This is a genomic window from Streptomyces sp. NPDC101490 (genome assembly GCF_044767145.1).
GTDB lineage: Bacteria > Actinomycetota > Actinomycetes > Streptomycetales > Streptomycetaceae > Streptomyces.
On the sequence record NZ_JBIWNI010000035.1, the window covers coordinates 1 to 14,237 of the forward strand.

The 14,237-nt window shown below is 73.6% G+C and carries 13 protein-coding genes; 5 read left to right on the forward strand and 8 right to left on the reverse strand.

The features are described from left to right. Positions 1–211: 211 nt before the first annotated feature. Entirely contained in the window at positions 212–1,708 is a 1,497-nt protein-coding gene (locus ACIRQY_RS33700) for a PLP-dependent aminotransferase family protein (protein WP_403932128.1), read from the reverse strand. Between the two features lie 103 nt (positions 1,709–1,811). Here ACIRQY_RS33700 and ACIRQY_RS33705 point away from each other — a divergent pair, with 103 nt between their 5' ends. From ACIRQY_RS33705 to ACIRQY_RS33720, 4 genes are all read left to right on the forward strand, one after another. Further along, positions 1,812–2,480, forward strand: a complete 669-nt coding sequence (locus tag ACIRQY_RS33705) for a YitT family protein (protein WP_403932131.1) — start codon at positions 1,812–1,814, stop codon at positions 2,478–2,480. Further along, the gene (locus ACIRQY_RS33710; protein ID WP_403932132.1) at positions 2,477–3,241 is read left to right on the forward strand and encodes a glycerophosphodiester phosphodiesterase family protein; all 765 of its coding nucleotides are present in this window, start codon (positions 2,477–2,479) and stop codon (positions 3,239–3,241) included. The genes ACIRQY_RS33705 and ACIRQY_RS33710 overlap by 4 nt, the downstream gene beginning before the upstream one ends. Before the next feature lie 66 nt (positions 3,242–3,307). Next, complete coding sequence (locus ACIRQY_RS33715; protein ID WP_403932135.1) at positions 3,308–4,684, forward strand: MFS transporter; 1,377 nt, start codon at positions 3,308–3,310, stop codon at positions 4,682–4,684. A 255-nt stretch (positions 4,685–4,939) separates the two neighbouring features. Beyond that, entirely contained in the window at positions 4,940–5,314 is a 375-nt protein-coding gene (locus tag ACIRQY_RS33720) for an RNA polymerase-binding protein RbpA (RefSeq protein WP_015032218.1), read from the forward strand. A gap of 189 nt (positions 5,315–5,503) precedes the next feature. On the opposite strand, the gene fxsA is transcribed toward ACIRQY_RS33720, so the two are convergent. The 4 genes from fxsA to ACIRQY_RS33740 form a co-directional block, all read right to left on the reverse strand. Next, positions 5,504–6,097 carry an FxsA family membrane protein gene (gene fxsA / locus ACIRQY_RS33725; protein WP_403932137.1) on the reverse strand — a complete coding sequence of 198 codons (594 nt, stop codon included), beginning with the start codon at positions 6,095–6,097 and terminating at the stop codon, positions 5,504–5,506. Positions 6,098–6,144: 47 nt separating this feature from the next. After that, complete coding sequence (locus tag ACIRQY_RS33730) at positions 6,145–6,921, reverse strand: polyprenol monophosphomannose synthase (protein WP_351787686.1); 777 nt, start codon at positions 6,919–6,921, stop codon at positions 6,145–6,147. Positions 6,922–7,389: 468 nt separating this feature from the next. After that, the gene (locus tag ACIRQY_RS33735; RefSeq protein WP_351787684.1) at positions 7,390–9,042 is read right to left on the reverse strand and encodes an amidohydrolase; all 1,653 of its coding nucleotides are present in this window, start codon (positions 9,040–9,042) and stop codon (positions 7,390–7,392) included. Positions 9,043–9,110: 68 nt separating this feature from the next. After that, positions 9,111–9,551 (reverse strand): Lrp/AsnC family transcriptional regulator, encoded by a 441-nt coding sequence (locus ACIRQY_RS33740; protein WP_017242178.1) that lies wholly within the window; start codon positions 9,549–9,551, stop codon positions 9,111–9,113. A gap of 225 nt (positions 9,552–9,776) precedes the next feature. Between ACIRQY_RS33740 and ACIRQY_RS33745 the strand changes: the two genes are divergently transcribed. Beyond that, positions 9,777–10,145 (forward strand): hypothetical protein, encoded by a 369-nt coding sequence (locus ACIRQY_RS33745; RefSeq protein WP_351787682.1) that lies wholly within the window; start codon positions 9,777–9,779, stop codon positions 10,143–10,145. A 10-nt stretch (positions 10,146–10,155) separates the two neighbouring features. On the opposite strand, the gene ACIRQY_RS33750 is transcribed toward ACIRQY_RS33745, so the two are convergent. The 3 genes from ACIRQY_RS33750 to ACIRQY_RS33760 form a co-directional block, all read right to left on the reverse strand. Then, entirely contained in the window at positions 10,156–11,247 is a 1,092-nt protein-coding gene (locus ACIRQY_RS33750; protein ID WP_403932142.1) for a phosphotransferase family protein, read from the reverse strand. Between the two features lie 10 nt (positions 11,248–11,257). Next, the gene (locus tag ACIRQY_RS33755) at positions 11,258–12,391 is read right to left on the reverse strand and encodes a hypothetical protein (protein ID WP_351787678.1); all 1,134 of its coding nucleotides are present in this window, start codon (positions 12,389–12,391) and stop codon (positions 11,258–11,260) included. Between the two features lie 249 nt (positions 12,392–12,640). After that, positions 12,641–14,092: a peptidase C39 family protein gene (locus tag ACIRQY_RS33760; protein WP_403932145.1), complete on the reverse strand. Its 1,452-nt coding sequence runs from the start codon at positions 14,090–14,092 to the stop codon at positions 12,641–12,643. Positions 14,093–14,237 lie beyond the last annotated feature (145 nt).

Below are 14,237 nucleotides of genomic sequence, written 5' to 3' on the forward strand. Positions count from 1 at the left end.
CGCCCCCCACGTCCCGGGGGCGGGGGGGGGGGTGTGGGGCGTGTTTGGGCGGTGGGTGGGTTGCGGCGGCGTGGCGCCGCCCCCCCCCCCCCCCCCGTCCGGCCGCCACCGCCGCCGTCGCACAGGCCGACGGCTGCCGACCCACCCACGCGCGCGCGTGGCCCTGCTCCCCGGCCCGCGGCGCACACCGTCGACGGGCTCGCGGACCGCCCTACGCCACGAAGGAGCGCGGCGGTTCCGCGCCGCCGCCCGCGCCCGACTCGACCAGCCGGGCCGCGGCGGCCAGCCGGGCGGCGGCCTCGTCGGCGACCGCCCCGCCGACCGTGAAGGGCAGCCGGACGAAGCCCTCGAAAGCGCCGTCCACCCCGAAGCGCGGACCGGAGGGGACCCGGACCCCGACCCGCTCCCCCGCCTCCGCCAGTCGGGAGCCGGACAGACCGCCGGTCCTGACCCAGAGCGTCAGCCCGCCGTTCGGCACCGAGAACTCCCATTCCGGCAGCTCCCTGCGCACCGCCGTGACGAGCGCGTCCCGGTTCTCCCGCGCCTGCTCGCGGCGGAGGGCCACCGCCTGCTCCCAGCCGCCCGTGCGCATCAGCCAGTTCACCCCGAGCTGTTCCAGGACCGGGGTGCCCAGGTCCGCGTAGGCGCGGGCGGCGACCAGCGAGCGGATCACGTCGGGGGCCGCCCGGACCCAGCCGATCCGCATCCCGGCCCAGAAGGCCTTGCTGGCCGAGCCGACCGTGAGGACGGTGGAGCCCGCGGGGTCGAAGGCACAGACCGGGCGGGGCATCTCGACGTCGTCGAGGTGCAGTTCGGTCATGGTCTCGTCGACGACGAGAACGGTCCCCGCCGAGCGGGCGGCGTCCACCAGCTGCCGCCGCTGGTCCTCGTCGGCCAGTGCGCCGGTCGGGTTGTGGAAGTCGGCCACCACGTACGCGAGGCGGGGGGCCGCGTCCCTCAGGACCTGGCGCCAGCGGCTCAGGTCCCAGCTCCCGAGGCCCTCGGACATGGCGACGGGGACGAGCCGGGCGCCCGCCTCGCGCATCAGCTGGAGGATGTTGGCGTACGAGGGGGACTCGACGGCGATCCGTTCGCCGCGCCCCGCGAAGAGGTGGCAGATGGCGTCCATGGCGCCCATGGCACCGGTCGTGACCATGATCTGCTCGGGCATGGTGGGGATGCCGCGCGCGGTGTAGCGGTCGGCGAGCATCTGCCGCAGCGTGGGCAGGCCCGCCGGGTAGTCGCCGTGCGTATGGGCGTACGGGGGAAGTTCCTCCAGGGCGCCCCGGACCCCCCGGGTGAGCCAGGGCTCGGGCGCGGGCAGCGCCGCGCACCCCAGGTCGATCATGGAACCGAGCGCTTCGGGCGGCAGCGGTTCGAGACCGCGCGCGGGCAGCGGGTTGCCCGCCGGGACGGCGGTCCAGCTGCCCGCGCCCCGCCGCGACTCCAGGAAGCCCTCGGCGCGCAGCGCCTCGTAGGCGGCGGCCACGGTCGTCCGGCTGACGGTGAGGGCGAGGGCGAGTTCCCGTTCGGCGGGCAGCCGGGCGGCGACCGGGACGCGGCCCTCCAGCACGAGCAGCCGGATGCCGTCGGCGAGGGCCCGGTAGGCGGGCGGCTTGCGGGCCCCCGGGGCGGCGCTCCGGGGCCGCTGGGCCTGGAGTTGCCGGGCGAGCTGAGCAGGACCGACCGCCGAAGTCCACTGGGCCATGAAAATCAGTCCACCTTCATCGAATTGGCCATGGTTGGCACCTGTTCCCCCGCCACAGAGTGTCATGAGCCAGTCCACTGACACCACCCTGGGGGAAAGTCCCTTGTCCATCACCTCCGGCCTCCACGGCCGGCACCTCGGCCGCCGCCTCGTCCAGCTCTACGCCGGTCTCACGCTGTACGGGGCCAGTGCGGCCCTGCTGGTCCGCAGCGGTCTGGGCCTGGAGCCCTGGGGGGTGCTCCACCAGGGCCTGGCCGAGAGGACGGGTCTGACCATCGGCGTGGTCTCGATCGTCGTCGGGGCCGCGGTCCTGCTGCTGTGGATACCGATCCGGCAGCGGCCGGGGCTCGGCACGGTCTCCAACGTGTTCGTGGTCGGCCTCGCCATGGACGCCACCCTGGCCCTCGTACCGGACGTGCGGCAGCTGGCCTGGCGGATCGGCCTGCTCGTGGCGGGCATCGTCCTCAACGGGGTGGCGACCGGGCTGTACATCGCCGCGCGCTTCGGTCCGGGCCCGCGCGACGGCCTGATGACCGGTCTGCACCGGCTCACCGGCCGCTCGATCCGGGTGGTGCGGACGGCGATCGAGGTGGCGGTGGTCGCCACCGGATTCCTGCTCGGCGGCTCGGTCGGCGTCGGCACGGTCCTGTACGCCCTGTCCATCGGACCGCTCGCGCAGTTCTTCCTCCGCCGTTTCGCCCTCCCCGAACAGGACTCCGGAAGCACCGCCGTCACCCCCGGGACACCGGGACAGGCCATACTGCGGCCGTGACTCGCGTACGCCATCCCTACCTCGACCATCCCCTGCCCCTCCCGTTCGCCCACCGGGGCGGCGCGGCGAACGGCCTGGAGAACACCGCGGCCGCCTTCCGCCGGGCCGCCGCCGAGGGCTACCGCTACTTCGAGACCGATGTGCACACCACCGCCGACGGGGCGCTCGTGGCGTTCCACGACGCGACCCTGGACCGGGTGACGGACGTCTCGGGCCGCATCCGCGACCTCCCGTGGGCCGCGGTGCGGGAGGCGCGGGTGGCGGGCACGGAACCGCTGCCGCTCTTCGCGGACCTCCTGGAGGAGTTCCCGGAGGCCCGGTGGAACGTGGACCTCAAGGCCGAGTCGGCGCTGCTGCCGCTGGTCGACCTGGTCCGCGCGACCGGTGCCTGGGACCGGGTCTGCGTGAGTTCCTTCACCGAGGCGCGGGTGGCACGGGCCCAGCGTCTGGCGGGGCCCCGGCTGGCCACCTCGTACGGGGTGAGCGGGGTGCTGGCGCTGCGGCTGCGGTCGCTGGGCGTCCCCGCGCCGCTGCGTCCCGGCGCGGTGGCGGCGCAGGTCCCCGAACGGCAGGGCGGTGTCCGGGTCGTGGACCGGCGGTTCGTGCGGGAGGCGCACGCGCGCGGGCTCCAGGTCCACGTCTGGACGGTGAACGATCCGGCCCGGATGAACTCTCTCCTCGACCTGGGTGTGGATGGCATCATGACCGATCAGCTGGAGACCCTGCGCGCGGTGCTGACCGACCGGGGCGTCTGGGTCTGAGCGCGTCCCGGCGGTACCGCGCCGGGACGAGGGGGACGGAACACGGGGACGGACGAGGGGGCGGCCTTGACCGCAGGGACCACCGCACCGGAGGAGTACGCCTCCGATCCCGGCGAACGCCGTCGGGAGCAACGGGGCTGGTACTTCTACGACTTCGCCTGCTCGGTGTACTCGACGAGCGTGCTGACCGTGTTCCTGGGGCCGTACCTGACCTCGGTGGCGCGGGCGGCGGCCGACGCCGAGGGCTTCGTGCACCCGCTGGGCGTCCCGGTGCGGGCGGGCTCGCTCTTCGCGTACACCGTGTCGGCGTCGATCGTGGTGGCGGTCCTCCTGATGCCCCTGGTGGGCGCGGTGGCGGACCGTACCGGGCGGAAGAAGCCCCTGCTGGCGGCGTCGGCCTATCTGGGGGCGACGGCGACGGCGTGCATGTTCTTCCTGGCGGGAGAGCGGTATCTGCTGGGCGCCTTCCTGCTGATCGTGGCGAACGCCTCGCTCTCGGTGTCTATGGTGCTCTACAACGCCTATCTGCCGCAGATCTCGGAGCCCGACGAGCGGGACACGGTCTCCTCGCGGGGCTGGGCCTTCGGCTACACGTCGGGCGCGCTCGTCCTCGTACTGAACCTGGTCCTCTACTCGGGCCACGACTCCTTCGGCCTGACGGAGGGCGAGGCGGTCCGGCTCTGTCTGGCCTCGGCCGGTCTGTGGTGGGGCGCGTTCACCCTGGTGCCCCTGCGGCGGCTGCGGGACCGGCGGACCGGCGGCGGGACCGGGGAGGCCGGGCGGGTCGGCGGGGGCGCGGTCGGCGGGGGCTGGCGCCAGCTCCGGGAGACGCTCAGGGACATGCGGCGCCATCCGAAGACGCTGGCGTTCCTGCTCGCCTATCTGGTCTACAACGACGGTGTGCAGACGGTGATCTCGCAGGCGTCCGTGTTCGGTTCGGAGGAACTGGGCCTGGAGCAGACCACCCTCATCACGGCGGTCCTGCTCGTCCAGGTGCTGGCGGTGGCGGGGGCGCTCGGCATGGGGCGACTCGCCCGGTCGTACGGCGCCAAGCGGACGATTCTGGGCTCGCTGGCGGTCTGGACGCTGATCCTGGTGGCCGGGTACTTCCTGCCGGCCGGGGCGCCGGTGTTCTTCTACTGTCTGGCGGCCGCGATCGGCCTGGTACTGGGCGGGAGCCAGGCGCTGTCGCGTTCGCTGTTCTCGCATCTGGTGCCGCGCGGGAAGGAGGCGGAGTACTTCTCGGCGTACGAGATGAGCGACCGGGGGCTCAGCTGGCTGGGTCCGCTGGTGTTCGGTCTCGCGTACCAGGTGACCGGAAGCTATCGGGATGCCATCATCTCCCTGGTGATCTTCTTCGTGCTCGGTTCCGTCCTGCTCGCCCGGGTCCCGGTGCGACAGGCGGTGCTGGACGCGGGGAACCCGATACCCGACCGCGTTTAGACGTGGCACCGAAAGGGCGGTAGTGTACGCGTTTGGCCTGCCAGGCGGACCGTTACTGCGTGCTGCTTTGGTGAAGACACCGGGTCACATCTGCCGCCAGATGTGACAAAACGGTCACTGGTGGGTACAACAAGGGGCGGCACGACGGGCGACGCATGACCCGGCACGGGAATCTTTACCGCCGACCGGACGTTGACCGGATAACGACGACAGCGACACCTGTCCTGTGGGCGACAAGCCCGGGAGGCACGATTCATGAGTGAGCGAGCTCTTCGCGGCACGCGCCTCGTGGTGACGAGCTACGAGACCGACCGCGGCATCGATCTGGCCCCGCGCCAGGCGGTGGAGTACGCATGCGAGAAGGGACATCGCTTTGAGATGCCCTTCTCGGTCGAGGCGGAGATTCCGCCGGAGTGGGAATGCAAGGTCTGCGGAATCCAGGCTCTCCTGGTGGACGGGGACGGACCCGAGGAGAAGAAGGGCAAGCCGGCGCGAACGCACTGGGACATGCTCATGGAGCGGCGCACCCGCGAGGAGCTGGAGGAGGTCCTCGCCGAAAGGCTGGCCGTCCTTCGTTCCGGCGCCATGAACATCGCCGTGCATCCGCGCGACAGCCGCAAGTCCGCCTGACGGACCCGGCAGGACGACGCCGCGGGGCCCGGTACACGATCCGTGTACCGGGCCCCGCGGCGTTTCTCCGTGCCCGGGACGGGCGTCCCGGACCCCGGCTCCGGGTCTTGGTCCGGACCTAGGAGAGAACACACGACGGCCCCGCCCCCAGTTGGGGACGGGGCCGTCAGGGCGTCCGGGCTCAGCCGGTCAGGGCGTCAGCGGCGGGCGGGGGCCGTCGGCCCGGCGGGGGGCCTGCTCGCCGTCCTGGCGGATGACCTCGCCCGGGACGACCTTTCCGTCCGGGCGGTGGATACGGGCCTGCTGGAAGGCGTCCTGGAGGCTGCCGGAAGGGGCCGCGCTCATCCGCCGCTCGACGGCCCGCTCCGCGTACCGCCCCAGGAGGGAGCGGACCGGCGGGACGAGCAGCAGCAGACCGGCCACGTCCGAGATCAGGCCGGGGAGCATCAGGAGCAGACCGCCGAGCATCAGGAAGCCGTTGCGGTCCTCGGCGCCGGTGCGCTCCGGCGGTACGGGAGCGGTGCCCGACCGCGCCGCCTCCTGGGCCTGCTGGAAGGTCGAGGTGAGGTTGCGGAAGGCGCGGCGCCCCGCCCGCTTCACGACGACGGCGCCGAGGACGGCGCCGCCGACGAGCAGGGCGAGGACGGTCAGTCCGCCCGCCGCGTCCGCCACCACCGTGAGCAGCCAGATCTCCAGGACCAGCCAGGCGGCGACGCCGAGCGGGAGGAACGTGCGCGCGCGGGAGCGCTTGGGGGCGAGGGGAGGCGGTGCGCCGGTCGTCATGGTCACCAGTGTGCCTGGTGCCCTGCCGGAACGTCGTAAAGGAGGGATCAGGAGGGCTTGCGGCCCAGCAGCCTGCCGACCTTCTCCGCGCGGGCCGTCACGCCCCAGCCGGTGACCCGCCACAGCGCCTCGACGACGATGTTCCGGCTCATCTTCGAGTCGCCGATCTCGCGCTCCACGAAGGTGATCGGGACCTCGACGACGTGGAAGCCCGCGGCGACCGCGCGACGGGCCAGGTCGACCTGGAAGCAGTAGCCCGCCGAGGCCACGTCGTCCAGGCCCAGGCCCTCCAGGGTCTCCTTGCGGAAGGCCCGGTAGCCGCCGGTGAGGTCGCGGATCGGCACGTCGAGCAGCACGCGCGAGTAGAGGCTGCCGCCGCGCGAGATGAACTCGCGGGACTTCGGCCAGTTCACGATCCGGCCGCCCGGCACCCAGCGGGAGCCGAGCACCAGGTCGGCGCCCTTGAGCGCGGTGAGCAGGCGCGGCAGCTCCTCCGGCTGGTGGGAGCCGTCGGCGTCCATCTCGACGAGGACGCCGTAGCCCTGCTCGATGCCCCACCGGAATCCGGCGAGGTAGGCGGCGCCGAGCCCCTCCTTGCCCTTGCGGTGCAGGACGTGCACGTGGTCGTCCTCGGACGCGATCTCGTCCGCGAACTTGCCCGTGCCGTCGGGGCTGTTGTCGTCGGCGACGAGAACGTGCGCCTCGGGTACGGCTTCCCGTACCCGCGCGACGATCGGCTTGATGTTCTCCGCCTCGTTGTAGGTCGGAATGATCACCAAGGCCTTGCCGAGCGGGCCGTAACGCCTCTGGCCACCGTCGTTCACTACTGCCCCTTCGGATACCTGCACAGGCCCCCACCATAGCGAGGTCCCCGGCGTGCTCCGGCGGGGCGGGTCGGCCGATCCCGGTCACAGACGGGACGGAAGGGACCACCGGGACGCGGGAAGGGCGGTGCGGGGCCCGGCGTCCTTCGGTCCGACCTGGGATCCGCTGGCTGCGGATCGACCGAGAGCCGTTGTCTACTGAACGTCCGGGCCCCACCCGGGTCGCACCTTCCGCCGGAGAAACCTTCCCTCGGGCCGAGGCGCGGGCGGCGTACGGCGACTGTGCGAGGGACGGGGTCCCGGCGGACGTCCTGTGGTGGACTCGGAGAACCTACCCGCCCCCGACCGGCGACTGTCAATACCCTCTTGACCTGCGGAGACGGTTCAAAAGCGCAGGCCGGAGGGGAAGATCCGCAGGTCGGGGACAAACACCCGGAGCGGCTGCCCCCAGGGGGACATATCCCCACATCACACGTTCGGCCGTACGAACACCGTCTGTCCGTGCACGACCGTGCGCAGGCAGACGGGGAGGTCGGCACCGGGCGTCAGATCGGGCAGACCGGGCGTCCCGGAGCGCGGATCGGTCGACCAGCGGGCCACCCGGTCGTCGGGCGCCTGGACCACGAGTTCCGCCGCGCCCCAGATCGCGTAGTCGGCGGGGGCCCCCGGCACCAGCGTCCCGGCGTCGTCCCGGCCGGCCGCCCGCCAGCCGCCCCGGGTGTGCGCGGTGAAGGCGGCCCGGACGGAGATCCGGTGCTCCGGGGTGCGGTGGAAGGCGGCGGCCCGGACGGTGCCCCAGGGGTCCAGCGGGGTCACCGGGCTGTCGGAGCCGAAGGCCAGCGGCACACCGGCGCGCAGCAGCGCGGCGTACGGGTTGAGGGTGCGGGCCCGCTCGACGCCGAGCCGGTCCGCGTACATGCCCTCGTCCCCGCCCCAGAAGGCGTCGAAGGCGGGCTGTACGGAGGCGGTGAGGCCCAGTTCCGCGAAGGCGGCGATCGTCTCGGGGGTGAGCATCTCGACGTGCTCCACGCGGTGCCGGGCGGCCCTGATCCTGGCCGGTCCCAGCTTCTCGGCGGCTGCCCTGACGCCCTCGACGACGGCCGTCACGGCCGCGTCCCCGATGGCGTGGAAGCCCGCCTGGAGACCGGCCTCGGTGCAGGCCACGACGTGTCCGGCGACGGTGGCCGCGTCCAGGTGGGCGGCTCCGGTGTGCCCGGTGTCGGCGTGGTCCGCGTACGGCTGGTGGAGGCAGGCCGTGTGGGAGCCGAGGGAGCCGTCGGCGAAGAGGTCCCCGGCGGCGCCGAGCGCACCGAGGGCGCGCGCCCGCTCCACGTCGAGGTCGGCCCAGTAGCCGACCACCCGGGGTCCGGGCTCGTCGCGGGCCAGGTCAAGGAGGCCGGTGAAGTCGTCCTCGGAGGAGATCTGCGGGCCGCCGCACTCGTGCAGGGTGCCGATGCCGAGGGAGGCGGCCCGGGTGCGGGCGGCGCGCTGCGCCTCGGTGCGCTGGTGGGCCGAGACGGCGCCGAAGGCGGCGGCGCGCACGGCGTGGTGGGCGTCCCCGGTGAGCGGGCGCTGTCCGTCGTGGAAGCCGTCCAGGTCGCGGACGCCGGGGACGAGGTCGAGCAGGGCGGTGGTGACGACGGCCGAGTGGACGTCGATGCGGGTGAGGTAGAGCGGCCGTCCGCCGGTGAGCGCGTCGAGTTCGGCGCGGGTCAGGGGGCGGCGCTCGGGCCAGCGGGCGGCGTCCCAGCCGTGTCCGATGAGGATCCGGTCCCGGGGGCGGGCGGCGGCGTGGGCGCGGATCAGCTCCGCCGCCCCGGCGAGCGAGGCGGCCCGGGACAGGTCGAGCCCGGTGAGGGCGAAGCCGGTGGCGGTGGTGTGCACGTGCGCGTCGACGAACGCCGGGGTGACCAGCGCGCCCTCCAGGTCGACCACCTCGTCCACGCCGGGGGCGAAGGCGTCGGCGGCGCCCTCCGAGCCCACCCAGGCGACGTGCCCGCGCTCCACCACCATGGCGGTGGCGAAGGGGTCGGCGGGGCTGTGGACTTCCCCTCCGCGCAGCAGCACGGTGCGGTGTTCGGCGGCGGACGCGACAGGCGCGACAGACAGGGACTCACTCATGCGACCAGGCTAGGACCTGCCGGGACCCGGTTTGTCCGGCAGGTCCCCCCGGGCGGGCGGTCCGGGGGTCAGATGCGGGGCGGCCTGGCCTCGTACGGCGTGGAGAGGACCACGGTGGTGCGGCTGGAGACCCCGGCCTGCGAGCGGATGCGGCTCAGCAGGTGCTCCAGCTCCAGCGGGGTCGCGACCCGGACCTTGAGGATGTAGTTCTCGTCACCGGCGACGCTGTGGCAGGCCTCGATCTCCGGAATGTCGGCGAGCCGGTCGGGGGTGTCGTCGGGGGCGCTGGGGTCGAAGGGTTTGACCGAGATGAAGGCGGTCAGCGGCAGGCCCACGGCCTCCGGGTCGACGACCGCGGCATAGCCGCGGATGACTCCGCGCTGCTCCAGGCGGCGGACGCGCTGATGCACCGCCGACGTGGACAGGCCGGTGGCCTTGCCCAGGTCGGTGTAGCTCATGCGCCCGTCCTTGACGAGCAACTCGACGATCTGACGATCCAGCTCCTCCATGCGGTGACCCTAGTGCTCCCCGGGGGCGGGCGGCAGCGCCGGGGTCACCCGCTATCGACGGGTATCAGCCATAGCGGGGCACCTGCGACGGGCATGTGACGAACGCCACAGGTTTGCGTCCGCCTCCACGGACCGCCACACGGTTATGCGGACCACCGCATGGGAAGTGCTTGCTGTGGTCGAGGCCACACAGATCCGGCCGACCCACCCGAGGGGGAGATCTCCATGCAGGAGCCTGTTGATTCGGTCGACACGTCCGACGAGCTCGACGCGTACGACACGTTTGAGATGTTCCGGGTCGTCTGCCCGGAGTGCGTGCAGCCCATCGCGCTGCTCGCGGACGAGGACGTGCTGCCGGAGCACGCGCTCTGCCCCACTCCGTGGAACCCCTTCGTCCTGACGGTCTGCCCGGGTACGGGCCTGTCGGCGGGCGAGGCCCGCCCGGCCGACGAGACCCTGGAGGTGCTGGAGCAGGACACCGCCCTGCTCCTGACGCTCCCGCAGGGCCTCGACTGGCGCACGCAGCCCTTCTCGCACGTCGGCGGTCCGGGCTCGCGTCCGATCCAGGTGCCGCAGATGCGGCGCGCGGCCTGAGCCGCCCGGTTCACCAGTAGCTTCCCCGCACCATCGCCGTGAGCGCGGCGCGGTGCAGGATCAGCGCGTCGGGGTCCTCGGGCACCTCGACCTCGCCGAAGTGGGCCTGCCGGTACGCGATCCTCAGCATCACGATCGCGTGCCGCAGGGCCGCGTAGAGGGTGTGGAACTCCATGGCGCGCGGGAGGTGCCCGGTCAGTTCGGCGTAGCGCCGTTCGACCGCGTCGCGGGACAGGAAGCCGGGAAGCCCCGGCTGGCCGAAGCCGACGGTGAGGTCCTGGAAGAAGCGGTGCAGGTAGACCGTCCAGCCGAGGTCCACCTCGCGGGGGACGCAGGCCGCCATCTCCCAGTCGAGGACTGCGGCGGGGGTGAAGCCGTCGTAGACGATGTTCCCGATGCGCGCGTCGCCCCAGCCGAGGACGGCCGGGCCCTCGTCGGCGGGCCAGTGCGCCTCCAGCCAGTCGAAGGCCGACTCGATGAGCGGCGAGCGGGCGAGGCCGTCCACCACCCAGGCGTAGTAGGCGCGCTGGGCGTCGACATGGCGGCGCAGCGGGGTTCCCCGGCCCTCCGGGAGCAGGAAGGCGGCCTCCGCCGCCGGGAACTGGTCGTGCAGCCGCGCGAGCACGGCGACGGACTCGGCCTCCAGCTGGGCGCGTTCGGCGTCGGTGGCGGCGTGGAGCCAGTTCCCCTCGTACGTGTAGGGCATGACGTCGGGCGGGACGCGGCCCTCGGCGCGGGCCATCACGAAGAAGGGGGCGCCGAGCGGCCCCGGGTCCTCCTCCAGCCACAGCACGCGCGGCACGGGCACGTCGGTGTGCTCGCCCACCAGCCGCATGACGCGGTGCTGCCGGGCCATGTCGTAGACGGGGAAGACGGTGTACGCGGCGGGGTCGGCGGCCAGCCGGAGGGCGCAGCCGCGGACCGGGGCGTCCGGGTGGTCGAGGTCGAAGAGCAGGGTCTCGCTGGACATGCCGTTGGAGCTGGGTACGGCGAGTCCGCCGACGCGGGCCCCGGGCAGGTGCCGGTGCAGCCAGACGGTGAGCCGGCGGCCGAGCTCCTCGGGGTCGCGGGTGGTGGTCCGTGGGCGGGGCGCGGAGGTCAAGGGGGGCTCCTCAGAGGGCCGTTGACGTGTGGTCGGCGAATCCGCTGGGGTCGTGACGGCCGAAGGAGCCGTGCTCGAAGATGCCGTACCCGGTGCGGCCGTCGAGGGTGAAGCGGGCGGAGTGGTCGGTGACGCCGTACGCGGCGGCGGGGTGGGCCGCCGGGTCGGAGAGGTCGTAGACGCGCCGGTCGGTCCAGTCCCGGCCCTGCCAGGTGCCGTGCTGCCAGTCGGTGGCGGGCGGGTAGCCCGCGCCGACGGCGAGCGGGGAGGAGGCGAGGACCTCGACGCCGATCTCCAGGGGTTCGCCGGTGGGGGCGGTGAGGTGCACGGTGGCCCGTTCGGGGTGGCGGGTGCCCGGGCGGTACGTGATCTCGGTGCGGGGCCAGCCGAGTTGGACGTCGCGGTGGCCCTCGCGCACGAGGAGCGCCTCGTTGAGGGTGCGGTAGCCGTCGGCGTCCTCCTGGGCGACGACCATGAGGAAGCGGTCCTCGAAGCGCATCGGGATCCAGAGCCAGTGGAAGCCCTCGGGGCGGAACTCGGCGGCGCGGCCGGGTTCTTCGCCGGGGATCGGGCGGACGCCCCAGCTGCGGTCGCGGGTGCCGGTCCACTCGCCCGGGGTGACGGCGAACTCCCGGCCGCCGGCCCGGACGGTGCCCGCACAGTGTCCCGCCTGGACGAAGCGGCGGCCTTCCAGGGTGAGCCGACCGCCGTGGCGCTGGGTGTGGTGGGGTTCCCAGACGGCGGGGAAGTCACCGGTCCAGGCGATCTCGTAGGAGAGCCCTTCGGGGTCGGCGGGGTCGGCGGCGCAGGTCAGGGTGAGGCGCCGGAGGGGTTCGTCGACGGTGATGGTGAAGGGGCCGACGGAGAGGTTCGTACGGTCGTCGCCGAGGGCGTCGGAGGCCCGGACGGCGTGCAGCCGGTCGCCGACGCGGAGGGTGGCGTAGGCGTCGACGACCCCGGCGTTGGGGTAGACGCCGAGACCGGCGATGAGCAGGGCCCGGCCGGTGTGGTCGAAGACGTGGAAGATGCACCGGTCGTAGGCGTTCCGGTCGCCGCTGACGTGGTGCTTCATGGAGAGCGGGGCCTGGTGCACGGGATATTCGTCGAGGGCGACGGGCCGGTCGTCGTGCCGGTGCGCGGACATGGCTGACCTCCTGGTCGGCGGGGGCTCCCGGACGGACACCTGACGGTATGTCAGGTGAGAGCCAGGGGGCCAGGGCCGTGCGGCGGGCAGCGGGCAGCGGGCAGCGGGCAGCGGGCAGCGGGCAGCGGGCGAACTGTCGCTCGATCCGTTCGGCGGTGACCGGGGCGCCTCGGACGGCGGCGGACCGTGAGCCGTCCCGCCCCGGCGGGCGCCCCCGCCCCGCCCGTCACTCGCCACTCCCCCTTCGGCTCACACCAGCCCCAACTCCCGCAGTGCCCGGTGTCGCTCCGAGGTCGGGTGCTCGGGCCAGTAGACGTAGCAGACACCGCCCGTGCCGCTTCTGACCTTGCCGTTCGCGTCGTAGCGCTTCGTGCGGAGCCAGATGTTCTCCCATTCGCGCCGTCGGTAGACCCGGCGGACGGTCTCGTTGCTGGGGGAGGCGGGGTCGTTGGCGACGACGTCTCCGGCGGGGGTGAAGCCGATGACCGTCATCAGATGGCCCGAGGTGCCGTATCCGGCCCCGGTCAGCTCCTCCTCCCGGAACGACTGGGAGGTGATGACCGGGATGCCGGCCCGGACCAGGGACTCCAGTTCGGTGAGCGAGCGGAGCCGGGTGACGACGGCGTTCATGTCGGGGTAGGAGGCCGCGTAGGCGGCGTTGAACGGCCAGTTGCCGCAGCCCTCGTACTGGTGGTCGTAGGTGGAGCGGGCCGCGTGGCAGACCTGGGGGTCCTCGAAGGCGGGGTCCACCCAGGCCAGTTCCTCCCCGGAGGGCCGCCGCCCCCAGTACTCGACGATCATCTGGGAGGAGGTCGGGCTGCACCAGGCCTCGCCGCCGTTGTCGTACTCGGGGTACTGCCCGACGTGGGTGTTCTGCGAGTAGCGCGGCACGGTCAGCTCATGGCCGGGGCCCGGCTTCGAGGCCGGGACCGTGAAGCGGTCCGGGACGTCCGAGGCCATCGCGCCGATCCGCCACACCGTGGGCGTGAGGCCGCTGCCCGGGGCGCGCAGGAGGGTGAGGCGCAGCCGGTACGCGGTCAGCCGCAGCCCGCTCGCCGGGTCGTCGACGGCGAGGGTGTCGGTCCAGACCGTGCTCCGGCCGTCGCTCTGGCCGTCGACGGAGGCGCGCCGGACGTCGCCGTCGCCCGAGGCCCAGTGGCCCATGACGTACCAGGGGGTGGCGGCGCCGTCGCCGTACTCCCCCGACAGTTCGATCCGGAGCCAGGTGCCGGGCGGGGTGTGGGCGTTCCAGGAGGCGATGACCTCGGTGGCGGGCACGGCCGGGACGTGCCGGGGCGAGGTCCAGCTCGCGTACTCCCAGGGGGAGGTGCGGCCGGTGCGCGGGTCGGTGTGGTCGGTGCGGCCGGCGGGGGTGTCGAGGACCAGACCGGGGCGGTCGCCCGGGACCGCCCTCGTCCCGGCGGCCGTACCGCGCCGCCAGTCCTGGTACGAGGACCAGAACCGGTGGGCGACGAGCCCGGCGGCGGGGGCGTGGCCGTGCCTCCCGGTGCCGTCCGCCGCGTCGGTCCGTCCGGCGGACGGGGAGGAGCCGGAGGACGGGGAAGAGCCGGAGGACGGGGAGTGGCCGGAGGAGCCGGAGGCGAGGGGGGCGGCCGAGGCCGTGGCGGACGCGGCGGCCGTTCCCGCCACGGCGGCGAGGGCGGCGGTGAGGACGGTCCTGCGCGGAGTGGAACCGGTCATGGGCGGTGACTCCCGGTCGAGAACGGTGGGTGTGCGGACTCGTGGTCGGACGGCCCGGGACCGGGACCCGGGGCCCACGCGGGCGGACGGCCGGGGCACGGCCCGGACACCGGTGGTGCGGGGCGCGGAAGGGCACGGCACGGAC

Bases quoted from the DNA above. Each gene is read 5' to 3' on its own strand.
- ACIRQY_RS33740 (WP_017242178.1), bottom strand. From the start codon at position 9,551: ATGGAGGAGCTGGATCGTCAGATCGTCGAGTTGCTCGTCAAGGACGGG.
- ACIRQY_RS33755 (WP_351787678.1), bottom strand. From the start codon at position 12,391: ATGTCCGCGCACCGGCACGACGACCGGCCCGTCGCCCTCGACGAATAT.
- fxsA (WP_403932137.1), bottom strand. From the start codon at position 6,097: ATGACGACCGGCGCACCGCCTCCCCTCGCCCCCAAGCGCTCCCGCGCG.
- ACIRQY_RS33760 (WP_403932145.1), bottom strand. From the start codon at position 14,092: ATGACCGGTTCCACTCCGCGCAGGACCGTCCTCACCGCCGCCCTCGCC.
- ACIRQY_RS33720 (WP_015032218.1), top strand. From the start codon at position 4,940: ATGAGTGAGCGAGCTCTTCGCGGCACGCGCCTCGTGGTGACGAGCTAC.
- ACIRQY_RS33745 (WP_351787682.1), top strand. From the start codon at position 9,777: ATGCAGGAGCCTGTTGATTCGGTCGACACGTCCGACGAGCTCGACGCG.
- ACIRQY_RS33735 (WP_351787684.1), bottom strand. From the start codon at position 9,042: ATGAGTGAGTCCCTGTCTGTCGCGCCTGTCGCGTCCGCCGCCGAACAC.
- ACIRQY_RS33700 (WP_403932128.1), bottom strand. From the start codon at position 1,708: ATGGCCCAGTGGACTTCGGCGGTCGGTCCTGCTCAGCTCGCCCGGCAA.